Here is a 21,374-nt window from a genome sequence, read left to right on the forward strand (position 1 = left end):
CAGCACTGAAGCTGAGGCGCCGCAGGATCCAATGGCCGCCATGGCGGGCTTGGGCGAGGCGATGAAGTCGCTGGCCGGGCTGCAGATACCGGTCGATGCCCTGCAGCAGATGCAGCAGTCCTATCTGCAGCAGGCCACCGAGCTGTGGAACCGCAGCCTGAGCCTCCCCGAAGCCAAGCCGCTGCCCGACCGTCGTTTCGCCGACCTGGCCTGGGCCAGCAATCCGGCCGGCGCCTTCACCGCCCAGCTCTACCTGCTCAATGCGCGCACCTTGATGGAGCTGGCAGAGAAGGTCGAAGGCGATGAGAAGACCAAGGCACGCATTCGCTTCGCTGTCCAGCAATGGGTGGATGCCGCAGCGCCGAGCAACTATCTCGCGCTCAATCCCGAGGCCCAGGCCCTGGCGCTGAAGACCAAGGGCGAGAGCATTGCCAAGGGCGTGCAGCAGCTGTTCGCCGACATCCAGCGCGGCCATGTCTCGCAGACGGATGAGAGCGCCTTCGAGGTCGGCCGCAATGTCGCCACGACTGAGGGCAGCGTGGTGTTCGAGAACGAACTGTTCCAGCTGATCGAGTACAAGCCGCTCACCCCGCAGGTGCACGGCAGGCCTTTCCTGCTGGTGCCGCCCTGCATCAACAAGTTCTACATCCTCGACCTGCAGCCAGAGAACTCCCTGATCCGCTACGCCGTGAGCCAGGGCCATCGGGTCTTCGTGGTCAGCTGGCGCAATCCGGACGAGAGCTGCAAGGCCTGGACCTGGGACGACTACATCGAGAAAGCCGCGATCCAGGCCATCCGGGTGGTGCAGGAAATCGGCGGCAGCGAGCAGATCAACACCCTGGGCTTCTGCGTTGGCGGCACCATCCTCGCCACCGCCTTGGGCGTGCTGGCGGCGCGAGGCGAGCAGCCGGCGGCCAGCCTGACCCTGCTCACCACGCTGATCGATTTCGAGAGCAACGGCATCCTAGACATCTTCATCGACGAGCTGTCGGTCGAGATGCGTGAGAACACATTGGGCCCGAATGCGCCGCAGGGCCCGGGTCTGCTGGCCGGCAAGGAACTGGCCACGACCTTCAGCTTCCTCAGGCCCAACGACCTGGTCTGGAACTATGTGGTCGGCAACTACCTGAAAGGCGAGGCGCCGCCACCGTTCGACCTCCTGTACTGGAATGGCGATTCGACCAATCTGCCGGGCCCCTTCTATTGCTGGTACCTGCGCCACACCTACCTGCAGAACGAGCTGAAGCTGCCGGGCAAGCTGACGGTGTGTGGCGAGCAGCTCGACCTCAGCAAGATCGAGGCGCCGGTCTACATCTACGGCTCGCGCGAAGACCATATCGTGCCCTGGGATGCGGCCTACCGTTCAACGCAGGTGTTCAGCGGCAAGAAGCGCTTCATGCTGGGCGCCTCGGGTCATATCGCCGGCGTGATCAATCCGCCGGCCAAGGGCAAGCGCAGCCATTGGGTGGGCAAGGGCAACACCTTCCCCAAGAAGGCGCAGGATTGGCTGGATGCAGCCACCGAGCATCCGGGCAGCTGGTGGACCGACTGGTCCACCTGGCTGGCCAGCCACGCCGGCCCCAAGAAGGCCGCGCCCAAGACCGCGGGCAGCCGCAAGTACAAGGCCATCGAGCCTGCACCCGGTCGCTACGTGAAGCAGAAGGCTTGATTGCCAGATCGTTCAGGAGACATTCATGAGTACCGACATCGTCATCGTCGCCGCGGCCCGCACCGCCATCGGCAAATTCGGCGGCACCTTGGCCAAGACACCAGCGCCCGAGCTGGGTGCCACGGTGGTGAAAGAACTGCTGCGCCGCAGCGGCCTGGAAGGCAGCCAGATCGGTGAAGTCATTCTTGGCCAGGTGCTGACCGCCGGCTCGGGCCAGAACCCGGCCCGCCAGACCGTCATCAAGGCCGGCCTGCCCAACACGGTGCCGGCCATGACCATCAACAAGGTCTGCGGCTCGGGCCTGAAGGCCGTGATGCTGGCGGCGCAAGCCATCCGCGACGGTGACAGCGAGATCGTCATCGCCGGTGGCCAGGAGAGCATGAGCCTTTCGCCCCACGTGCTGCCGAACTCGCGCGACGGCCAGCGCATGGGCGACTGGAAGATGGTCGACACCATGATCGTGGACGGCCTCTGGGACGTCTACAACCAGTACCACATGGGCATCACGGCCGAGAACGTGGCCAAGGAATTCGGCATCAGCCGCGCCATGCAGGATGAGCTGGCGCTGGGTTCGCAGCTGAAGGCCGCAGCGGCCCAGGAAGCCGGCCGCTTCAAGGACGAGATCGTGCCGGTCTCGATTGCGCAGAAGAAGGGCGACGCCATCTCTTTCGACGCCGATGAGTTCATCAACCGCAAGAGCACGGCCGAAGTACTGGCTGGCCTGCGCCCCGCCTTCGACAAGGCCGGCAGCGTGACCGCCGGCAATGCCTCGGGCCTGAACGACGGCGCCGCCGGCGTTGTTGTGATGAGTGCGGCCAAGGCCGCGGCCCTGGGCCTGAAGCCGCTGGCCCGCATCGCCAGCTACGCCTCGGCCGGGCTCGACCCGGCCACCATGGGCATGGGCCCGGTGCCCGCGGCCCGCAAGGCGTTGGAGCGTGCCGGCTGGAAGCCGCAGGACCTGGACCTGCTCGAGATCAACGAGGCCTTCGCGGCCCAGGCTAGTGCCGTGCACCAGCAGATGGGTTGGGATACGAGCAAGGTGAACGTGAACGGCGGCGCCATTGCGCTGGGCCACCCGATCGGCGCCTCCGGCTGCCGCATCCTGGTGACGCTGCTGCATGAGATGCAGCGCCGTGACGCCAAGAAGGGCATCGCCTCGCTGTGCATCGGCGGCGGCATGGGCGTGGCGCTCACGGTCGAGCGCTGAGCAACAGAAATAGGGGCGGACCCGCTTGACCGCCGCGGCGGCTTGCGGGAGCCTGCAAATGCATAGAAATAGCCCTCAGGGCATAGATAGGAGACAAGCGATGAGCAAGAAGATTGCATATGTGACCGGCGGCATGGGCGGCATCGGAACCTCGATGTGTCAGCGCCTGCACCGGGACGGATTCACGGTCATCGCCGGCTGCGGCCCGAGCCGCGACTACGACAAGTGGCTGACTGAACAGAGCGCGCTGGGCTATACCTTCTACGCCTCCGTCGGCAACGTGGCCGACTGGGATTCGACCGTGGCGGCCTTTGCCAAGGTCAAGGCCGAGCATGGTCCGGTCGATGTGCTGGTGAACAACGCCGGCATCACGCGTGACGGCATGTTCCGCAAGATGAGCCGCGCCGACTGGGATGCGGTGATGAACACCAACCTGAACTCGATGTTCAACGTCACCAAGCAGGTGATCGAGGACATGCTCGACAAGGGCTGGGGCCGCATCATCAACATCTCGTCGGTCAACGGCGAGAAGGGCCAGTTCGGCCAGACCAACTATTCGGCTGCCAAGGCCGGCATGCACGGCTTCACGATGGCGCTGGCGCAGGAAGTGGCCAGCAAGGGCGTGACGGTGAACACCGTGAGCCCAGGCTATATCGGCACCGACATGGTCAAGGCCGTGCGCCCCGACGTGCTGGAGAAGATCGTTGCCTCGATCCCGATCAAGCGCCTGGGCACGCCGGAGGAAATCGCCTCGGTCGTGGCCTGGCTGGCGGGTGAGGAGTCGGGCTTCACCACCGGCGCAGACTTCAGCTGCAACGGCGGCCTGCACATGGGTTGAGCTAAGGGCTCTCTCGGCAAATAGCGGCCTTCGGGCCGCTTCTTCATTGGCGATCCAGGATCACCACGGTCCCGGTCGGCCTGTCAGGATTTCAAGGCCAGCAGACCGGAGATGCTCTGCGCTGCGGCAAGCAGCTTGGGTAGGCCGCGCTCCAGCAGCGCCTCGGGCGGCATGCGGTTGACCTGTGCGCCGATGTTCAAGGCGGCTATGACCTGGCCACTGCGGTCGGTGATGGGCGCGGCCAGTGAAATCAGGCCGTCTTCCAGCTCCTGATTGATCAGGCTCCAGCCCTGCTTGCGGGCCTGGTGGATGCGCTCGCGCAGCTGGTCCACATCGGCCACCGTGTGCGCCGTGTTGCGGGTGATCTGCAGCCTGGCCAGCCGCATTTCCAGCTCATGCTCGGGCAGGGCACCCAGCAGCACGCGGCCCATCGAGGTGCACCAGGCCGGCAGGCGGCTGCCCAGGCCCAGGTTGATGCTCATGATCTTGCGTGCCGGCACGCGCAGCACGTAGACGATGTCTTCGCCGTCCAGCACGGCGGCCGAGCAGGACTCCTGCAGCTCGGCGGTCAGCGCCTGCATCGCCGGCTCGGCAAGATGCCACAGCGGCTGCGAGCTCAGGTAGGCAAAGCCCAGGTCGAGCGTCTTGGGCGTGAGATAGAACAGGCGGCCATCCAGCTTCACATAGCCGAGCGACTCCAGCGTCAGCAGGATGCGGCGCGCGCCGGCCCGGCTCAGGCCGCAGCGCTTTGCCACTTCGGTGAGCGTCTGCCGCGGTGCTGCGGCGCTGAAAGCGCGTATCACCGCCAGGCCGCGGGCGAAGGACTGCACATAGCTGTCGCCGGGCTTCAGCGCCGGCAGCTCGGGTTCGCTCATGCGGCGAGTATAGGGAGCAGGCGCGGTGGTTTTGGGTAGGATGCCGCCCATTGAACTGCCTACTGGAGAGAGCAATGGCAATGGATGTGGTGGACTACGAGATCAAGGGCGCGGAGATGCAGTTCGTCGAGGTCGAACTGGACCCGGGCGAAGCAGCCATCGGCGAGGCCGGCAGCATGATGTTCATGGATGCCAGCATCAGCATGGACACGCTGTTCGGCGACGGCTCGGCCAACCAGGGCGGTTTCCTGGGCAAGCTGCTGGGCGCCGGCAAGCGCCTGATCACCGGTGAATCGCTGTTCACGACGGTCTACACCAACACCGGCTCCGGCAAGCAGCGCGTGGCCTTTGCCGCACCGTACCCGGGCAAGATCCTTCCGATGGACCTGCGCCAGCTCGGCGGCATGCTGATCTGCCAGAAAGATGCTTTCCTCTGCGCCGCGCGCGGCGTGAGCCTCGGGATTGCCTTGCAGCAGAAGCTGGGCGTCGGCTTCTTTGGTGGCGAGGGCTTCATCATGCAGAAGCTCGAGGGCGATGGCCTGGCCTTCGTGCACGCCGGCGGCACCGTGGTGCGCCGCACGCTGCAGCCCGGCCAGACCGTGATGGTCGACACCGGCTGCGTGGTGGCATACACGCCCAATGTGAACTTCGAGATCCAGTACGTCGGCAAGATCAAGACCGCGCTGTTCGGCGGCGAAGGTCTGTTCCTGGCCAAGATGACCGGCCCGGGCGAGATCTGGCTGCAGAGCCTGCCGTTCTCGCGCCTGGCTTCGCGCATCTTCGCGGCCGCGCCGCAGCGCGGTGGCAGCCGTGAGGAGGGCTCGGTGCTGGGTGGCTTCGCGACCGGCGGCCTGCTGGGCGGCATCCTCGGCGGCGACAACGAATAGTGTGTGAGGTCAAGGGCCGGCGCCAGCCGGCCCTCTACACTGGCGCCAGTCGCCCATCGTCCGCCTCGAGGATTTCCTGATGTTCTCCCGTTTCTGCGCCGTTGCTGCCCTGGCACTGGCTGCCGGTGCTGCCCAGGCCGCGCCCCACCCGATCTTTGTCCTGAATTCGCTCGATGCCGACATCAGCGTCATTGATCCGGTCACGTTCAAGCAGGTCAAGCGCATCCCCACCGGCAAGGAGCCGCATCACCTCTACCTGACGCCTGACGACAAGTCCATGGTGGTGGCCAATGCGCTCGGGGATTCGCTGACCTTCATCGACCCCAAGACGGCCGAGGTGCAGCGCGTGATCCGCAAGGTCACCGACCCCTACCACCTTCGCTTCTCGCCCGACATGAAGTGGTTCATCACCGCTGGCAACCGGCTGGACCATATTGCGCTGTACCGCTGGCAGCCGCAGAACGCTGAGCAGCCACTTTTCCTGGTCAAGCGCATCCCGGCGCCCAAGACACCCAGCCACCTGTTCATCGACACCAAGAGCACGGTGGTCTATGCGAGCCTGCAGGACAGCGATGAGCTGACCGCGATCGACCTGACGACCCTGGCCCCGCGCTGGAAAGTTCCGGTCGGCAAGATGCCGGCCGACATCTACCTGACGCCCGACGACAAGCACCTGCTGGTGGCGCTGACCGGCGACAAGCTGGTCGAGGTTTATGACGTGACCGGTGCCGCACCCAAGCTGGTCAAGCGCATTCCAACCGGCAATGGCGCGCACAGCTTCCGCGCCTTTGGCGACAAGCGCCATGTGCTGGTCAGCAACCGCGCGGCCAACAACATCAGCAAGATCGACCTGCAGAGCTTCACGGTGGTCGACACCTTGCCCGGCCCCGGCGGCCCGGACGATATGGAGATCCTGCCGGACGGCAAGACGCTGCTCGTCACCTCACGTTGGGCGCGCAAGCTCACCATGATCGACATGAGCACACGCAAGGTCGTGAAGCAGGTGGTGGTGGGCAAGTCGCCGCACGGCGTCTGGACCCTGGACCACATGCCCCGCCAGTGAAACTTCGTCGCCTGATCATTGCAGCGTTGCTGCTGGGGCAAGCCGCGGCGCAGGCCGCGCCGAGCTGCAGCAAGCCGGTCTACCTGAGCTTCGACACCGGCCACATGGGCGTGGCGCCCTTGGTGGCTGAGCTGCTCAAGCGCTATGACGCCCGTGCCACCTTTTTCCTGGCCAATGAGCCGACACAGAGTGGCGGCAAGACGCTGGACGAGGAATGGGCGCCGTGGTGGCGCGCGCGTGCAGCCGAGGGCCATGACTTCGGCTCGCACACCTGGGAGCACGACACCTGGCTGGCGGACCTGCCCGATGGCCGTTTCAAGGTGCGCACTGCGGCCGGCATCGAGAAGCCACGCATCCGCGAGCTGACGGCCGCGCAGTACTGCGAAGGCCTGCGCAAGCCGGCCCAGCGCTTTCAGGCAATGACGGGGAAGGCGATGTCGCCGATCTTCCGTCCACCGGCCGGCAAGACCTCGCCCGCGCTGCTTGCGGCCGCCCAGGCCTGCGGCTTCACCGCGGTGCTGTGGAGCCCGGCCGGTTTTCTCGGCGATGAATTGCCCAGCGACCGCTATCCGAATGCCCACTTGCTGGAACGCGCACTGCGCGACATCCGGCCGGGCGATATCCTGATGGCCCACCTGGGCATCTGGCAACGCCAGGACGCCTGGGCGCCCGCCGTGCTGGAGCCGCTGATGAAGGGCCTGATCGACAAGGGCATGTGCTTCGCGGCGATGCGCGAGCATCCCGGCTTTGCGGCCGTGATGAACAAGCCGCTGGAGTTGCCATGATCGACAAGCTGGTCGAGCTTTTCGGCGAAGCCCAGCAATGGCTGTTCGAGTCGCTGGTCCAGCCTCTCGTGTTCGGCATCGGCCTGGGCGCCCGCCTGGAAGACGCCTACGAGGCCACCGGCTGGCTGCTGGTCGGCCTCTTGCAGATCGCCGTGATGCTGACCGTCTTGCGCGCGCTGGAACGCTGGCGACCGGTCGAGGCGGTGAGCGACCGCGCGGCCGTGCGGGTCGACATCCTCTACACGCTCATCCATCGCCTGGGGCTGTTCCGGCTGGCGATGTTCTTCAGCCTGGACCCGATCTTTGATGCCCTGTCCGGCGAGATGCGCATGCTGGGAGTGCCGACCTGGCAGCTCGACGGTCTCTGGCCCGGCGTGACTGACCAGCCGATGGTGAGCTTCCTGCTCTACCTCTTGGTGTTCGACTTGCTCATGTATTGGCTGCACCGCGCGCAGCATTCCTTCAACTGGTGGTGGTCCCTGCATTCGCTGCATCACAGCCAGCGCCAGATGACGCTGTGGAGCGACAACCGCAACCACCTGCTGGACGATGTGCTGATCGACGCCGCCTTTGTGCTGGTGGCGCGCCTGATCGGCGTGGGCCCGGGGCAGTTCGTGGCCCTGGTGGCGATCTCGCAGTTGATGGAAAGCCTGCAGCATGCCAATGCGCGGATCTGGTTTGGTGCCGTGCTGGAGCGCGTGCTGGTGAGCCCGCGTTTCCATCGCCGCCATCACTCCATCGGCATAGGCCACGAGTCGGGCGGCCGTGGCACGCTGGGCGGCCACAACTTCGCAGTGCTGTTCCCGCTCTGGGACATCGTCTTCGGCACGGCCGACTTCAAGCTGCAATACGATGCCACCGGCGTGCGCGACCAGCTGCCCGAAGAGGGCGGGCGCGACTACGGCCGCGGCTTCTGGGCCCAGCAGTGGCTGGGCTTGAAGCGCCTGGCCGGCCGAGGCTGAACAGCTGGCCAGCCAGCAAGACAAGCGCAGGAGAGCAGCTTTGGAACATATGAGCCGACTGGGCGACTCTTTCTGGCGCGCGGCCGCCTACTGCCTGCACCCCAAGGTGATCGGGCTGTCGCTCCTGCCCTTGCTGGTGGTGGCGCTGCTCAGCGGCGTCTTCATGTATTTCGGCTGGGAGGCTTCGGTCGCCGGTGTGCGTGCCACGCTCGAGCAATGGAAGCTGGTCGAAAGCCTGCTGCAATGGCTGGACGCCATGGGCGCCGGCGGCTTCCGCAGCGCGCTGGCGCCGCTGGTCGTTCTGGCCATGGTGTTGCCGGTGATCGTGCTCATGAGCCTCCTCCTGGTCGCGCTGTGCATGACGCAGGCCATCGTGGGCCTGGTGGCGGCCAGGCGCTTCCCGACCCTCGAGAAGAAGCAGGGCGGCGGCCTGATCCAGGGCGTGTTCATCGCGCTGGGCGCTACCTTGCTGGCCTTGGGCGCGCTCGTCGTCAGCATGCCTTTCTGGCTGATACCGCCGGTGATCCTGATCCTGCCGCCGCTGATCTGGGGCTGGCTGAGCTTCAAGATCTTCAGCTTCGACGTGCTGGCAGCCCATGCCTCGGCCGAGGAGCGCCGGCAACTGCTGCAGGCGCATCGCGGGCCACTGCTGGCCATTGGCGTGATCACCGGTTATCTGGGCGCGGCGCCGGCCTTCATCTGGGCCCTGGGCGTGATGGCGGTGGTGCTGGCGCCGTTCCTGATCCTGGTGACGATCTGGCTCTACATGCTGGTCTTCGCCTTCTCGACCGCCTGGTTCGCCCACTATGCGCTGGCCGCCTTGCAGCAGCTGCGCGCGGCCGCAGTGCCGCCCGCGCCGCCACCACCGCCGGTGGAGCTCGAAGTGCTCACGCCACTGAGCTGAAATGCTGCGCCAATTTGGTGCCAGGTTAGGCGCCATTTTGGTGCCCGACGTTGGCGCGTGGTGCACTTCGGAGGTGCGTAAACCCTGATCGTCGGCCCCGTCGCGGCGCATAATGTGGCCTCGCAGCGCCTGTGCACCAGAGGCAGGCGGCCAACAGCGGTTTTGTCATGGTGTTGGCACACAAACTGCTAATTAATACCCCGTAGCGCCCACGCGCTCGCCGAATTCCACATTGAACCTACTGCAGCAGGAGCTATTGATGGCCAAGACCGTCGCCGACGTGATGAAGATGGTGAAGGAAAACGAAGTCAAGTTCGTCGACTTCCGCTTCACCGATACCCGTGGCAAGGAACAGCATGTGTCCGTGCCGGTTTCCCACTTCGACGAAGACAAGTTCACGTCGGGTCATGCATTCGACGGTTCGTCGATCGCCGGCTGGAAGGGCATCGAAGCCTCCGACATGCTGCTGATCCCGGACCCGAACACGGCCAATATCGACCCCTTCTTCGAAGAGCCGACCCTGATCCTGTCCTGCGACGTGATCGACCCCACCGACGGCAAGGCCTATGAGCGCGACCCGCGTTCGCTGGCCAAGCGCGCCGAGGCCTACCTGAAGTCTTCCGGCCTGGGCGACACCGCCTACTTCGGTCCGGAACCCGAATTCTTCATCTTCGACTCGATCCGCTGGGGCAATGACATGTCCGGCTGCTTCTTCAAGATCGAAAGCGAAGAAGCTGCCTGGAACACCGGCAAGGAGTACGAGCACGGTAACAGCGGCTACCGCCCCACCGTCAAGGGCGGCTACTTCCCCGTGCCCCCGGTCGACGCCGGCCAGGACATGCGCTCGGAAATGTGCCTGATCCTCGAACAGCTGGGCATCCCGGTCGAGGTGCATCACCATGAAGTGGCCAACGCCGGCCAGATGGAAATCGGCACCAAGTTCAGCTCGCTGGTGCAGCGCGCCGACTGGACCCAGCTGCAGAAGTACGTGGTGCAGAACGTGGCCCATGCCTACGGCAAGACCGCCACCTTCATGCCCAAGCCCATCGTTGGCGACAACGGTTCCGGCATGCACGTTCACCAGTCGGTCTGGAAGGACGGCAAGAACCTGTTCGCTGGCGACGGCTATGCAGGCCTGTCCGACTTCGCCCTGTACTACATCGGCGGCATCATCAAGCATGCTCGCGCGCTGAACGCCATCACCAACCCGGGTACGAACTCGTACAAGCGCCTGGTGCCTGGCTTCGAAGCCCCGGTGAAGCTGGCCTACTCGGCCAAGAACCGCTCGGCCTCGATCCGCATCCCCTACGTGGCCAACCCCAAGGGCCGCCGCGTCGAAGCGCGCTTCCCCGATCCTTCGGCCAATCCGTACCTGTGCTTCGCAGCACTGCTGATGGCGGGCCTGGACGGCGTCGAAAACAAGATCCACCCGGGCGAAGCCGCCACCAAGGATCTGTACCACCTGCCGCCGGAAGAAGACGCGAAGATCCCGACCGTCTGCCACAGCCTGGATCAGGCCCTGGAGTACCTGGACAAGGACCGCGCCTTCCTGACCAAGGGTGGCGTGTTCACCGACAGCTTCATCGATGCCTATATCGACCTGAAGATGCAGGAAGTGACCCGCTTCCGCATGGCAACGCACCCGGTCGAATACGACATGTACTACAGCCTGTAATGGCAGTGAGCCCCAGCCAAACCGGCTGATACAGACAAAGGGACGGTCTTGGCCGTCCCTTTTACATTCATGCGCCACAATCGCCCTCATGAGCATTCATCTGCGAGCTGCCCGGTACCTGTTGCCGGCTCTGCTGTTGGCCCTGCTTGGCGAGGCCAGCGCTCAGACCATCGTCTATCGTTGCCCCGGCCCGCCGGTGCTGTACACCGATGCCCTGAGCGCGAAGGAAGCGCAAGAGAAGGGCTGCCGCACCATCGAGGGCGCGCCCATCACGGTGCTGCAACCGGCGCGCCGGCCGGCACCGCCTGCCAGCGGCACAGTCAGCAGCAATGCGCGGCCGAACGAGAGCAAGGTCGAGTCGCAACAGCAACGCGGCCGCGACAGCGAGCGGCGCTCGGTGCTGCAGGCCGAGTTGCGCAATGCCGAGTCCAAGTTGTCGGAGCTGCGTGCCGAGTACAACAACGGCACGCCAGAGCGTCGTGGCGAAGAGCGCAACTACCAGAAATATCTGGACCGTGTGGCCGAGCTGAAGGCCAGCATCACGCGTCAGGAAGCCGACATCGAGGCGCTCAAGCGCGAGATCAGCAAGCTGCCTTGACTCGGCGGCCGCGGCCGCTTGCAGGAGCAGTCCGATGAGCACGAACCCACGCGGCCTGGAGTCGCAGTTCGCTGGCTTCGACTTGCTGGCTACCATGGTGGCCGTGATCCAGCCTGACGGCGAATGCCTGTTTGCCAATGCTGCGTTCGAGAACGTCATGCGGCTCTCGCGCCGCGCGGTCGTCCACGGCAATCTCTATGACTGGCTGGTCGATGCCTCGCATCTGCGCGAGGCGGTGGCCGGCGTGGCCCGCAACGCCTATTCCAGCAGCCGCTTCGACGCGCACCTGCGCCGCAATCCCCAGCACCAGCAGCGCAACGAAGAACCCCTGCCGGTGCAGGTCATCGTCAGCCAGATCGAGGGTCAGGCCCTGGTGCTGGTGGAGCTGATCGAGAACGAACAGCAGATGCGCCAGGACCGCGAGGAGCGCACGCTGGACCAGGTGCAGGCGACCAAGGAGCTGGTGCGCAACCTGGCCCATGAAATCAAGAATCCGCTCGGCGGCATCCGTGGTGCCGCGCAGTTGCTGGCCATGGAGCTGCAAGGTACCGAGCTGTGGGACGAGCTGGCCGAATACACGCAGGTGATCGTGCACGAGGCGGACCGGCTGCAGAGCCTGGTGGACCGCTTGCTCGCCCCGCACCGGCGCGCCCAGGTGGTGGTGGACGTGAACATTCACGAGGTTTGCGAACGGGTGAGGGCTCTGGTGCTGGCGGAGTTTCCGCGCGGCCTGGCCATCGTCCGCGACTACGACACCTCGCTGCCCGACTTCCGCGGCGACCGCGAGCAGCTGATCCAGGCGGTGCTCAACATCGTCCAGAACGCGGCGCTGGCCCTGCAGCCGCGCATCGCTGCGGGCGATGCCTGTATCACCTTGCGCACGAGAGTCGCGCGCCAAGTGACCATCGGCAAGCAGCGCTGGCGCTTGGCATTGGAATTGCATGTGGAAGACAACGGCCCCGGTGTGCCGGCCGAGATCCGAGATCGCATCTTCTTCCCCCTGGTGTCGGGGCGCGATGGCGGTTCAGGGCTTGGCCTCACGCTGGCGCAGACGATCGCCCAACAGCACCAGGGCATGATCGACTGCGAGAGCGAACCGGGCCGGACCGATTTTCGAATTACCTTGCCACTGCCCTGACGGCGGAAGAGGCGCTGAATGAAATCTATCTGGGTTGTTGACGACGACCACTCGATCCGCTTCGTGCTCGAGAAGGCACTGAGCCGCGAGGGCATGCCGGTGCGCAGCTTCAGCAACACGCGCGACCTGCTCACGGCGCTGGAGACCGACAGCCCGCAGGTGCTGGTGTCGGACATCCGCATGCCGGGTGGCTCGGGCCTGGACCTGCTGGCCAAGGTGCGCGAGCAGCATCCCACGCTGCCGGTCATCATCATGACCGCCTACTCCGACCTGGACAGCGCGGTCGCCGCCTTCCAGGGGGGGGCCTTTGAATATCTTCCCAAGCCCTTCGACCTGCCGCGAGCCGTGGAGCTGATCCGCCGCGCACAGGAAGAGAGCCTGCGCGAAGCGGTGGCCGAGGAGCAGGCCGCGCAACTGCCCGAGATGCTGGGCCAGGCGCCTGCGATGCAGGACGTGTTCCGCGCCATCGGCCGCCTGTCGCAAAGCCATGTGACGGTCTTGATCACCGGTGAGTCGGGCTCGGGCAAGGAGCTGGTTGCGCGCGCGCTGCACAAGCACAGCCCGCGCGCCGAAGGCCCGTTCGTGGCGATCAACACCGCGGCCATTCCGAAAGACCTGCTGGAGAGCGAGCTCTTCGGCCATGAGCGCGGCGCCTTCACCGGCGCTCAGGCCACCCGGCGCGGTCGCTTCGAGCAGGCCGATGGCGGCACGCTGTTCCTGGACGAGATCGGCGACATGCCGCTGGACCTGCAAACCCGTTTGCTGCGCGTCTTGTCCGACGGCCAGTTCTATCGGGTTGGCGGCCACAGCCCGCTGCGCAGCAATGTGCGCGTGATCGCGGCCACGCACCAGAACCTGGAAGAGCGGGTGCGGCTGGGCGCCTTCCGCGAAGACCTGTTCCACCGCCTGAACGTGATCCGGCTGCGCCTGCCAGCCTTGCGTGAGCGCCGCGAAGACATTCCGGTGCTGGCGCGCTACTTCCTGCAGCGCAGTGCCACGGAGCTGGGTGTCGAGGCCAAGCGGCTGTCGGACGCTGCGCTCTCGCGCCTGGAGAACTTCGACTTCCCGGGCAATGTCCGGCAGCTGGAGAACATCTGCCACTGGCTCAGCGTCATGGCGCCGAGTCAGGTGGTTGAGGCCAAGGACCTGCCGCAGGAGCTGCTGGGCGTGGTGATGCCTGCCGCGTCTTCTGCGCCCATGGGCGAGAGCGCTCCGGCCGCTGCGTCAGGCGGCTTCGCGCCATCGGCGGGCACGGTCAGCGCTGCCAGCGTCGGCAGCGGCCCCGAAGTCTGGGTTACCGAAATGGCCCGCGAGGCCCGCAGGCTCTTGCTGGCCGGTGAGCCCGATGTCTGGGATCAACTGACGCGGCGTTTCGAGGCCAGCCTGATCCTGACTGCGCTGGACATCACGCGCGGCCGCCGGATCGAAGCCGCGCAGAAGCTCGGCATCGGTCGCAACACGATCACCCGCAAGATCCAGGAGCTGGGTTTGGACGTCTGATCAGGTGGCGCGCTTGTCGAGCCAGACGGCCAGGCCCTGGGCATTCAGCTCGATGTCCATGGCCAGCAATTCAAGCTGACGCTCCGGCAGCAAGGCGCAGCCATGTCGGCGCAGTTCCTCGAGGTAGTGCTCTGAGAGGCCTAGCTTCAGCTTCTCATGGCGCTCGGGGTCGGCTTTTAAGGGCAGGGCCAGCGCCACCATCGCGTCGATCTGCGCATGCAGCGAGGCCGCCAGCCGGCCCACGTCGCCGACGCGGCTGTAATGGGTCAGGAACATCTGCCAGGGGCCGTAACTCATCATCCGTGTGATCGAGGCCTTCAGGGCTTGCGGTTCGAACTGCACCGGCGTGCTGGTGGGCAGCACCCAGGGGCCGGCGGCGGTGTCGAACTCACGGTAGGACAGGCCGAAGGTATCGCCGGTGAACCAGCCGCGTGTCCTTGCATCCCAGATGCAATGGTGGTGGCGGGCATGGCCGGGAGTGTCGATCAGCAGCAGCTCGCGGCCGCCCAGCGAGACGGTCTGTCCGTCAAAGCTCTCATCCACCCGCTCGGCCGGCACCCCGCGCAGCTGCCCGTAGCTGCGCTGCATTTCCTCTTCGCCATAGACCGCCAGCGCACCGAGATAGAGCGCCTTTGGATCGATCAGGTGACGTGCACCGCGGGGGTGCACCAGCAGGCGTGCATTCGGCAGCGACTGCATCAGGAGACCCACGCCGCCGGCATGGTCCAGGTGCACATGGGTCGGAATGACCCAGTCGACCGCCTCGACACCCAGGCCCAGTGATGCCAGGGCCGCCAGCAGGCGCGGCACCGCGTGGTTGGTGCCGGTGTCGATGAAGGCGGCGCGGCCGTTCTCGACCATCAGATAGGCGGCGTCGAAGTGGTCGCGCTGGAAGGCCGTGTCGATGGCGTAGATGCCATTGCCCAGGTCCTCGACAAAATCCGGCTGCATGGCTGCTTTCGTAGAATCCGGCGCATGGCCGTCAGAGAAATCTTGAAGATGGGTGACCCGCGGCTGTTGCGCGTGGCCCGGAATGTTACGGAGTTTGGCACGCCCGCCCTGCGCGAGCTGGTGGCCGACATGTTCGACACCATGGCCGCTGCCAGGGGCGTCGGGCTGGCGGCACCGCAGATCGGCGTGGACCTGCGACTGGTCATCTTCGGATTCCAGCGCAGCGAGCGCTATCCGGACGCGCCGGCCGTGCCCCAGACCATCCTCCTGAATCCGAGCATCACGCCGCTGACTGACGAAGAGGAAGAGGGCTGGGAAGGCTGCCTCTCGGTGCCGGGCCTGCGCGGCGTGGTGCCGCGCGCCACGCGCATCCGCTACGAAGGCTTCGGCCTGGACGGTGAGCCGATCCTGCGCGAGGCGGAGGGCTTTCATGCCCGGGTGGTCCAGCATGAGTGCGATCATCTGCAAGGCCTGCTGTACCCGATGCGGGTGCGGGACTTCACGAGGTTTGGCTACACCAGCGTGCTGTTCCCCGAACTCGACCCCAGTGCCGACGAAGATTGATTTGTCGTAATGGTCTGTAACCCGGTCAGCGACTGCCAGCGCTGCCGCGTTCAGGCTTGACCGACCGAGGAGCGCCCATGGCCAGCCACGTACAGAAGAACAGCAGCAGCCGACTGATTCCCTTCTTCCTGCTCTTGATGTTTGCCAGCCTGCTGCTGGCCTTCAAGCCTGCCTATGCAGACCCGCCCGGGCGGGTGGGCCGGGTGGCCGACGTGGTCGGCGAAGCCTGGCTCTTCGATGCCGAAGACAAGGAGTGGCAGAAGGTCGAACGCAACCAGCCCATCACCGAAGGCGACCGGCTGCGCACCGACAACGGCGCCCGTGTCACCCTGCGCATCGGCTCCACCAGCATCTGGCTCGACGAGCGCGCCGATCTTGAATTCAGCCGTCTGGACGACGAGGCCGTGGAGCTGCTGCTCGCTCGCGGCCAGCTTGCCATGCGGCTTCGCTCGCGCGAGAACATCGCCGAGACCCGCATCCTGACCCGCGAGGGCCGCTTCGCCTTCGAGCGCGAAGGCCTGTACCGGGTCGACCAGCTGGAGCGCGGCAGCCGCGCCTATGCCTGGCTGGGCCAGCTCCGCTTCGAACCCAGGGGCGACGGCATGCCCACGCTCCTGAGCGGTGGTGAGCAAGCCGAGTTCTGGTGGGGCAATGGCCCCCGTGTCGAGCGCCAGCGCATCGAGCGCGATTTCTTCGGCGACTGGGCCGTGGCCCAGAGCGAATCCGAGGGCGATGGCCCGGTCAACCGCTATGTCTCGTCCGAGATGACCGGCGCGGAAGACCTGGACCGACATGGCCGCTGGGAGCAGCATGATGAGTACGGTGCGATCTGGTTTCCGCTGGCACTGGCCGTCGACTGGGCGCCCTACCGCTACGGCCGCTGGGCCTGGGTGCGGCCCTGGGGCTGGACCTGGGTGGATGACGCGCGCTGGGGCTTTGCCCCTTTCCACTATGGCCGTTGGGTGCAGGTGCGTGGCCGCTGGTGCTGGGCGCCGGGGCGCTATGTGAACCGCCCGGTGTTTGCTCCGGCGCTGGTGGCCTGGGTGGGCGGCGGCAATTTCTCTGTGGGTGTGAGCATCGGCGGTGGCCGACACAGCCCGCCGCCGCGCCATGGCTGGTTCCCGCTGGGCCCGCGTGAAGCCTATGTGCCCGGCTACAAGCACAGCCCGCACTATGTGAACCGCATCAACGTGGATGTCGATGTGCGCGTGGGTGGTGGTTCGCCGCGCTATCGCAACCGCGATGTGGTGGGCGCCATCAGCGTGCTGCCGCACGAGCAGCAGTGGCGTGGCCGTCCGCAGCCCTACAAGCCCGATATGGGCCCGGTGCAGCCGGTGGTGCAGGCGCCGTCGCGAGGCGAGGGCGGCCCGGGACGCGGCCAGCGCGTGGATCCGCCGAGCTGGGTGGGGCAGCGGGACCATCGCGACCCGCGCGACCGTGGCAACCGCGGGCCAGATCGCAGCGACCGGGCTGACCGTGACGACCGCGACGACCGCCCGACCTGGCGCGACAAGCTGCCGCGTCCGGGCAATCCGGCGCCGGTGGTGGCAGTGCCGCAGCCGGGCAGCGTGCAGGCTCCGGCCCAGCCGCAGGTGTCGCCTGTGCCGCCAGTGACGCAGCCGACCCAGCAGCAACAGCCCGGACCTCGTGAGGACCGCTGGGGCAACTACCGCCCGCAGGACCAAGGCCAGCAGGGCGGCGAAGACCGCCGAGGCTGGCGCCGTGATGATCGGCGCGACGACCGTCGCGAGCCGCCGGTGCAGCAGCCTCAAGCGCCCCAGCTGCCGCAAGTGCAGCCGCCGCAGGTGCCTCAGGTGCCCCAGGTCCAGGTGCCGCAGGTGCAGCAACCGCAAGTGCAGCAGCCGCAGTTCGGTGGCTGGCGCCGTGACCGTGGCGAGGACAGGCGCGAAGACCGCCCGACCCAGCCCGCCTGGACGCCGCCGCGTCCGGCGGAGGCTCGCCCGCCGCAGCCCATGCCCGCCATGCCTCAGGTGCAGATGCCTCAGCCCGCCCGCCCGCAGGCGCCCGAAGCCGCTCCGCAGCGCAAGCGCGAGGACGAAAGCCGCAACAGGCCGCCTGGCCGCAAGGAAGAGAAGGAGCGCTGAACCGTCGCCCCTAGAGCAGGGGCTTCAGCGCCGGCCAGACGTTGTCCAGCATCACGGGATGCGCCCGGGCCAAGGGATGGATGCGGTCGCTCTGGAACCAGCTCTCGGCATCCGCGCGGTCGGCCACGCCTTTGAGCAAGAAGGGAACGAGGCCGGCCTTTTCTTCCTTGGCCACCTGCTCGAAGACTTCGGCAAATTCACGCCCATAGGCCGCGCCATAGTTGGGCGGCATCTGCATGCCCAGCAAGAGCACCTTGGCGCCGGCCGCCTTGGCCGCGCGGGTCATGGCGCGCAGGTTGTCCTTGCTCATCGCCATCGGCAGCCCGCGCAGCGCGTCATTGCCACCGAGTTCGATCACGAGAATCGACGGCTTGTGCTGCTTCAAGACTGCGTTCAGGCGCGAGCGGCCGCCCGAGGTGGTGTCGCCGCTGATGCTCGCATTGACGACCTTGGCATTCACTCTCTGCGCAGCGAGCCTTTGCTCCAGCAGCGCCACCCAGCCAGTGCCGCGGGCCAGGCCGTATTCGGCCGAAAGGCTGTCGCCCAGCACCACGATGCGCTTCTCCGCTTCAGCGGCGAGCGCCAGCGGCATGGCCGCCCACAGGCTACAGTGCAGCAACCAGTCACGCCGCTTGAGCATCAGCATCCAAACCACCCATGTCTTCTGAATTCATCATCGAAGTCGACCATGTCCGCAAATCGGTGGTCGACGCCACCGGCGAGCTGACGATTCTGCATGACATCAGCTTCCGGCTGGAGGCGCGGGAATCGGTGGCCATCGTCGGCGCATCGGGCTCGGGCAAGAGCACCTTGCTGGCCATACTCGCCGGCCTGGACAAACCCACCAGCGGCACGGTGCGGCTGCGCGGGCAGGACATGTTCGTGCTCGATGAAGATCAGCGCGCCGCATTGCGAGCCAGGGAGCTGGGCTTTGTGTTCCAGAGCTTCCAGCTGCTGGCCAATCTGAATGCCCTGGAGAACGTGATGCTGCCGCTGGAGCTGCGCGGCATTCGCGACGCCCGCGCGCAGGCCACGGCGATGCTGGAGCGCGTCGGCCTCGGTCAGCGCCTGGGCCACTATCCGCGCGTGCTTTCGGGTGGCGAGCAGCAGCGCGTGGCGCTGGCGCGAGCCTTTGTGCAGCGCCCGGCGCTGTTGCTGGCGGACGAGCCCACTGGCAGTCTGGACTACGCCACCGGTGCCGCCGTGATGGAGCTGATGTTCGAGCTCAACCGCGAAGCGGGCACCACGCTCGTGCTGGTCACGCACGACCGCCAGATTGCCGAGCGCTGTGAGAGGCAGCTGCGAATTGAGGCTGGCAGGCTGGTGGAGTCAAGATTGGCAGATGCGCCTGCGTAAATGCGCCTGCGTAAATAAGCAGGGTCATCGCCGATCGCCGGGGATGTCTCCTGCCGGCACGTAGCAGCCGTTCGCGTTGAAGCTCGTTCGCGCTGCCGAGGCCATCGGGTGAGGGCTTGTGCTCCTGTCCCCCGGACCGGGCTTCGCCCGATCCTCCTCCTTTACCTCGCCCAAACCCTCACCCGACACCCTCGGCCGAACCTGCGCATGCCACCAGGCGAAGGCCACAGTGGTGCGGATCAGGACGGCAGTGGGTTTCCCGAAGCGAGGTAAAGGAGAAGGACCTGGCGCAGCCAGGGCCGGGGGACACGAGCGCAGGGGAACCCGCTGGCGGCCTGATCTTCGACCAACCGAGGAACAAGAAAACGAATGGCAGCAATGTGCCGTTTGTGGACTTCACCGCAGATCGGTGAAGGACCCAAAAGAAAGCCCGCCGAGAGGCGGGCTTCTTCAGGTCATCCCAGGCGTTTAACGCCTCGGGGCGAGCCGATTTACTTGCTCCACTTGTAGTCGGTCTTGGCCTTGCTCTTCAGCTCTTGCTGGAAGGCGCCGACCTTTTGCTGTTCGATGCGCTGCTTCAGCTGGGCCTTGACGTCGTCGAAGGCCGGAAAGGTGGCTTCGCGGGTGTCTTCCAGGCGGATGACGTGGTAGCCGAACTGCGTCTTGACCGGGGTCTCGGTCATCTCGCCCTTCTTCAGCAGCTTGATGGCTTGCGAGAACTCGGGCACGTAGCCATTCGGGTTGGCGAAGTCGAGGTCACCGCCGTTGGCTGCCGAACCGGGGTCCTTGGAGTTCTTGGTGGCCAGCTCTTCGAACTTGGCGCCGGCCTTGATCTGGGCGATCAGGGCCTTGGCGTCGTCTTCCTTCTCGACCAGGATGTGACGGGCACGGTACTCAAGGCCGGCGTTGGCGGCTTTGTACTTGTCGTACTCGGCCGAAGCTTCAGCGTCCGTGACCGGGTTCTTCTTCTTGAAGTCGTCGAACAGGGTGCGGATCAGGATCATCTGGCGAGCCTGTTCCATCTGGTCCTTGTAGGCGGCCGACTGGGGAATGGCACGCTTTTCGGCTTCCTGGATGAAGATCTCGCGCAGCACGACTTCGTCCTTGACCTGGGCTTCCAGCTCCGGCGTGATCGCCTGGCCCTGGCCATTGGACGCGACTTGCTTCAGGAGCGAGTCGGCACGTGCCTTGGGCACGGCCTTGCCGTTGACGGTGGTGATGTTTTGCGCGCTGGCCGTCACGGGCACGAGCGCAGCGGTCAGGGCCGCAACTGCGGCGGCAAGCACAAACTTCTTCATGGGATTGGGTGTCTAGCTAGGCTAAAAAAATGGCGCCAGGGCGGCGCATCGCTTGGGTTTTCGAGGCCTCAGGGTTCTCCCGGGGCGCGGGCCTGGACGGCCAGCGCATGGATGCCCTGTTGCATCAATTCACCGAGGGAATGATATACGAGCCGATGCCGAGCCACCTTGTTAAGGCCCGTAAAGCTGGCGCTGACGATGCTCACGCTGTAGTGGCCACCCTCGCGTGCACCGGCATGGCCGGCGTGCTGGGCGCTGTCGTCCTGCAGCTGCAATTCAATGGGATCGAGGGCGGCGCGCAGGCGGCGTTCGATCTCGGCCAGGCTGGCCTTCGGGGTGATCGGGGTGATGCTCATGTCTTCGGCTCCTCGGCCGCCGGCTCATCGTCGGGCAGGTGGCGGGCCAGATAGAAGCCCTGGCCCAGCACGAAGACGATCATCATGCCCACCGTGCCGAAGGCCTTGAAGCTGGCCCAGGTGGAGGTGGAGAAGTTGTAGGCGACCAGGATGTTGACCAGGCCCATCAAGGCGAAGAAGCCGACCCAGGCCCAGTTCAGGCGGCGCCAGACTTCTTCGGGCAAGGGCATCTCCTTGCCCAGCGCTGCCTTGATCAGGCTCTTGCCGAAGAAGGCCTGGCTGCCCCAGAAGGTCAGCGCCATGACCCAGTAAAGGCCCGTGGGCTTCCACTTGATGAAGGTCTCGTTGTGGAACCAGACGGTCAGGCCGCCCAGCACCACCACGAGCGCCAGGCTGATCCACAGCATCAGGTCGACCTTCTTGCCGCGCAGCTTCAGATAAAGCACCTGGGCCAGCGTGGCGGCCACCACCACCAGCGTGGCCAGCAGCACCGGTGCCTCTTCGGGGCCGACCTGGCCGCCCGAGACCATGAAGCCGAAATGCTCGGTCGCGAACAGGGCGGCGGCGGCCTTGCGGCCCTCCGCCAGCTTGAAGGTGACGAAGAACAGCGCCAGCGGCAGGAAGTCGAACAGGATCTTCATCG

21 protein-coding genes are annotated in these 21,374 nt (G+C 66.0%); 15 read left to right on the plus strand and 6 right to left on the minus strand.

Features of this window, described 5'->3' with window-relative positions; all coding sequences use genetic code 11:
* The first annotated feature begins 40 nt into the window (after nt 1–40).
* The 3 genes from phaC (at nt 41) to phbB (ending at nt 3,714) form a co-directional block, all read left to right on the plus strand.
* The gene (phaC, locus tag V3596_RS15490; protein ID WP_334278930.1) at nt 41–1,669 is read left to right on the plus strand and encodes a class I poly(R)-hydroxyalkanoic acid synthase; all 1,629 of its coding nucleotides are present in this window, start codon (nt 41–43) and stop codon (nt 1,667–1,669) included.
* Nucleotides 1,670–1,694: 25 nt separating this feature from the next.
* Nucleotides 1,695–2,876, plus strand: a complete 1,182-nt coding sequence (locus tag V3596_RS15495) for an acetyl-CoA C-acetyltransferase (RefSeq protein WP_334278689.1) — start codon at nt 1,695–1,697, stop codon at nt 2,874–2,876.
* A gap of 100 nt (nt 2,877–2,976) precedes the next feature.
* Nucleotides 2,977–3,714, plus strand: coding sequence for an acetoacetyl-CoA reductase (gene phbB / locus V3596_RS15500; protein WP_334278690.1), 738 nt, complete (start codon nt 2,977–2,979; stop codon nt 3,712–3,714).
* A gap of 83 nt (nt 3,715–3,797) precedes the next feature.
* Here the strand turns inward: phbB and V3596_RS15505 are convergent, their stop codons facing one another.
* Nucleotides 3,798–4,589: an IclR family transcriptional regulator domain-containing protein gene (locus V3596_RS15505; protein WP_334278691.1), complete on the minus strand. Its 792-nt coding sequence runs from the start codon at nt 4,587–4,589 to the stop codon at nt 3,798–3,800.
* Nucleotides 4,590–4,663: 74 nt separating this feature from the next.
* Here V3596_RS15505 and V3596_RS15510 point away from each other — a divergent pair, with 74 nt between their 5' ends.
* The 9 genes from V3596_RS15510 to ntrC all read left to right on the plus strand — a co-directional run bounded on the left by V3596_RS15510 (nt 4,664) and on the right by ntrC (nt 14,101).
* The gene (locus V3596_RS15510; protein ID WP_334278692.1) at nt 4,664–5,476 is read left to right on the plus strand and encodes a TIGR00266 family protein; all 813 of its coding nucleotides are present in this window, start codon (nt 4,664–4,666) and stop codon (nt 5,474–5,476) included.
* A gap of 76 nt (nt 5,477–5,552) precedes the next feature.
* On the plus strand, nt 5,553–6,539 hold the full coding sequence (locus V3596_RS15515) for a YncE family protein (protein WP_334278931.1): 987 nt from the start codon (nt 5,553–5,555) through the stop codon (nt 6,537–6,539).
* Nucleotides 6,536–7,324, plus strand: a complete 789-nt coding sequence (locus tag V3596_RS15520; RefSeq protein WP_395386617.1) for a polysaccharide deacetylase family protein — start codon at nt 6,536–6,538, stop codon at nt 7,322–7,324. Before V3596_RS15515 ends, V3596_RS15520 begins: the two co-directional genes overlap by 4 nt.
* Nucleotides 7,321–8,286 carry a sterol desaturase family protein gene (locus V3596_RS15525; protein WP_334278693.1) on the plus strand — a complete coding sequence of 322 codons (966 nt, stop codon included), beginning with the start codon at nt 7,321–7,323 and terminating at the stop codon, nt 8,284–8,286. The genes V3596_RS15520 and V3596_RS15525 overlap by 4 nt, the downstream gene beginning before the upstream one ends.
* A 49-nt stretch (nt 8,287–8,335) precedes the next feature.
* Nucleotides 8,336–9,190 (plus strand): EI24 domain-containing protein, encoded by an 855-nt coding sequence (locus tag V3596_RS15530; protein WP_334278933.1) that lies wholly within the window; start codon nt 8,336–8,338, stop codon nt 9,188–9,190.
* A 259-nt stretch (nt 9,191–9,449) separates the two neighbouring features.
* Nucleotides 9,450–10,865, plus strand: coding sequence for a type I glutamate--ammonia ligase (gene glnA, locus V3596_RS15535; protein WP_334278695.1), 1,416 nt, complete (start codon nt 9,450–9,452; stop codon nt 10,863–10,865).
* Nucleotides 10,866–10,953: 88 nt separating this feature from the next.
* Nucleotides 10,954–11,463: a hypothetical protein gene (locus V3596_RS15540; RefSeq protein WP_334278696.1), complete on the plus strand. Its 510-nt coding sequence runs from the start codon at nt 10,954–10,956 to the stop codon at nt 11,461–11,463.
* A 34-nt stretch (nt 11,464–11,497) separates the two neighbouring features.
* Nucleotides 11,498–12,601 (plus strand): nitrogen regulation protein NR(II), encoded by a 1,104-nt coding sequence (gene glnL, locus V3596_RS15545; protein WP_334278697.1) that lies wholly within the window; start codon nt 11,498–11,500, stop codon nt 12,599–12,601.
* 18 nt (nt 12,602–12,619) lie between these two features.
* Nucleotides 12,620–14,101, plus strand: a complete 1,482-nt coding sequence (gene ntrC, locus V3596_RS15550; RefSeq protein ID WP_334278698.1) for a nitrogen regulation protein NR(I) — start codon at nt 12,620–12,622, stop codon at nt 14,099–14,101.
* Here the strand turns inward: ntrC and V3596_RS15555 are convergent, their stop codons facing one another.
* Nucleotides 14,102–15,052 (minus strand): MBL fold metallo-hydrolase, encoded by a 951-nt coding sequence (locus V3596_RS15555; protein WP_334278699.1) that lies wholly within the window; start codon nt 15,050–15,052, stop codon nt 14,102–14,104. It abuts the gene before it with no gap.
* A gap of 24 nt (nt 15,053–15,076) precedes the next feature.
* Here V3596_RS15555 and def point away from each other — a divergent pair, with 24 nt between their 5' ends.
* Both def and V3596_RS15565 read left to right on the plus strand, forming a co-directional pair.
* A complete protein-coding gene (gene def, locus V3596_RS15560) occupies nt 15,077–15,616 on the plus strand; it encodes a peptide deformylase (protein WP_334278700.1) in 540 nt (179 codons plus the stop codon).
* A gap of 77 nt (nt 15,617–15,693) precedes the next feature.
* A complete protein-coding gene (locus V3596_RS15565; RefSeq protein ID WP_334278701.1) occupies nt 15,694–17,721 on the plus strand; it encodes a DUF6600 domain-containing protein in 2,028 nt (675 codons plus the stop codon).
* 10 nt (nt 17,722–17,731) lie between these two features.
* Here the strand turns inward: V3596_RS15565 and V3596_RS15570 are convergent, their stop codons facing one another.
* Nucleotides 17,732–18,361 (minus strand): arylesterase, encoded by a 630-nt coding sequence (locus V3596_RS15570; protein ID WP_416383988.1) that lies wholly within the window; start codon nt 18,359–18,361, stop codon nt 17,732–17,734.
* Between the two features lie 17 nt (nt 18,362–18,378).
* Here V3596_RS15570 and V3596_RS15575 point away from each other — a divergent pair, with 17 nt between their 5' ends.
* Nucleotides 18,379–19,077 (plus strand): ABC transporter ATP-binding protein, encoded by a 699-nt coding sequence (locus V3596_RS15575; protein ID WP_334278702.1) that lies wholly within the window; start codon nt 18,379–18,381, stop codon nt 19,075–19,077.
* 491 nt (nt 19,078–19,568) lie between these two features.
* Here V3596_RS15575 and V3596_RS15580 read toward each other — a convergent pair whose 3' ends face one another.
* The 3 genes from V3596_RS15580 to V3596_RS15590 form a co-directional block, all read right to left on the minus strand.
* Nucleotides 19,569–20,375 (minus strand): peptidylprolyl isomerase, encoded by an 807-nt coding sequence (locus tag V3596_RS15580; protein WP_334278703.1) that lies wholly within the window; start codon nt 20,373–20,375, stop codon nt 19,569–19,571.
* A gap of 68 nt (nt 20,376–20,443) precedes the next feature.
* Nucleotides 20,444–20,731 carry a BolA family protein gene (locus tag V3596_RS15585; protein WP_334278704.1) on the minus strand — a complete coding sequence of 96 codons (288 nt, stop codon included), beginning with the start codon at nt 20,729–20,731 and terminating at the stop codon, nt 20,444–20,446.
* Entirely contained in the window at nt 20,728–21,372 is a 645-nt protein-coding gene (locus tag V3596_RS15590) for a septation protein A (protein ID WP_334278705.1), read from the minus strand. The genes V3596_RS15585 and V3596_RS15590 overlap by 4 nt, the downstream gene beginning before the upstream one ends.
* Nucleotides 21,373–21,374: the final 2 nt, after the last annotated feature.

This window comes from Roseateles microcysteis, from assembly GCF_036880965.1.
Taxonomy (GTDB): domain Bacteria; phylum Pseudomonadota; class Gammaproteobacteria; order Burkholderiales; family Burkholderiaceae_C; genus JAUASW01.

What these genes read in the sequence shown, in the direction of transcription:
- phaC (WP_334278930.1), top strand. Translation starts at nt 41, where the DNA reads ATGGCGGGCTTGGGCGAGGCGATGAAGTCGCTGGCCGGGCTGCAGATA.
- V3596_RS15495 (WP_334278689.1), top strand. Translation starts at nt 1,695, where the DNA reads ATGAGTACCGACATCGTCATCGTCGCCGCGGCCCGCACCGCCATCGGC.
- phbB (WP_334278690.1), top strand. Translation starts at nt 2,977, where the DNA reads ATGAGCAAGAAGATTGCATATGTGACCGGCGGCATGGGCGGCATCGGA.
- V3596_RS15505 (WP_334278691.1), bottom strand. Translation starts at nt 4,589, where the DNA reads ATGAGCGAACCCGAGCTGCCGGCGCTGAAGCCCGGCGACAGCTATGTG.
- V3596_RS15510 (WP_334278692.1), top strand. Translation starts at nt 4,664, where the DNA reads ATGGCAATGGATGTGGTGGACTACGAGATCAAGGGCGCGGAGATGCAG.
- V3596_RS15525 (WP_334278693.1), top strand. Translation starts at nt 7,321, where the DNA reads ATGATCGACAAGCTGGTCGAGCTTTTCGGCGAAGCCCAGCAATGGCTG.
- V3596_RS15530 (WP_334278933.1), top strand. Translation starts at nt 8,336, where the DNA reads ATGAGCCGACTGGGCGACTCTTTCTGGCGCGCGGCCGCCTACTGCCTG.
- glnA (WP_334278695.1), top strand. Translation starts at nt 9,450, where the DNA reads ATGGCCAAGACCGTCGCCGACGTGATGAAGATGGTGAAGGAAAACGAA.
- V3596_RS15540 (WP_334278696.1), top strand. Translation starts at nt 10,954, where the DNA reads ATGAGCATTCATCTGCGAGCTGCCCGGTACCTGTTGCCGGCTCTGCTG.
- glnL (WP_334278697.1), top strand. Translation starts at nt 11,498, where the DNA reads ATGAGCACGAACCCACGCGGCCTGGAGTCGCAGTTCGCTGGCTTCGAC.
- ntrC (WP_334278698.1), top strand. Translation starts at nt 12,620, where the DNA reads ATGAAATCTATCTGGGTTGTTGACGACGACCACTCGATCCGCTTCGTG.
- V3596_RS15555 (WP_334278699.1), bottom strand. Translation starts at nt 15,052, where the DNA reads ATGCAGCCGGATTTTGTCGAGGACCTGGGCAATGGCATCTACGCCATC.
- def (WP_334278700.1), top strand. Translation starts at nt 15,077, where the DNA reads ATGGCCGTCAGAGAAATCTTGAAGATGGGTGACCCGCGGCTGTTGCGC.
- V3596_RS15565 (WP_334278701.1), top strand. Translation starts at nt 15,694, where the DNA reads ATGGCCAGCCACGTACAGAAGAACAGCAGCAGCCGACTGATTCCCTTC.
- V3596_RS15570 (WP_416383988.1), bottom strand. Translation starts at nt 18,361, where the DNA reads ATGCTCAAGCGGCGTGACTGGTTGCTGCACTGTAGCCTGTGGGCGGCC.
- V3596_RS15575 (WP_334278702.1), top strand. Translation starts at nt 18,379, where the DNA reads ATGTCTTCTGAATTCATCATCGAAGTCGACCATGTCCGCAAATCGGTG.
- V3596_RS15580 (WP_334278703.1), bottom strand. Translation starts at nt 20,375, where the DNA reads ATGAAGAAGTTTGTGCTTGCCGCCGCAGTTGCGGCCCTGACCGCTGCG.
- V3596_RS15585 (WP_334278704.1), bottom strand. Translation starts at nt 20,731, where the DNA reads ATGAGCATCACCCCGATCACCCCGAAGGCCAGCCTGGCCGAGATCGAA.
- V3596_RS15590 (WP_334278705.1), bottom strand. Translation starts at nt 21,372, where the DNA reads ATGAAGATCCTGTTCGACTTCCTGCCGCTGGCGCTGTTCTTCGTCACC.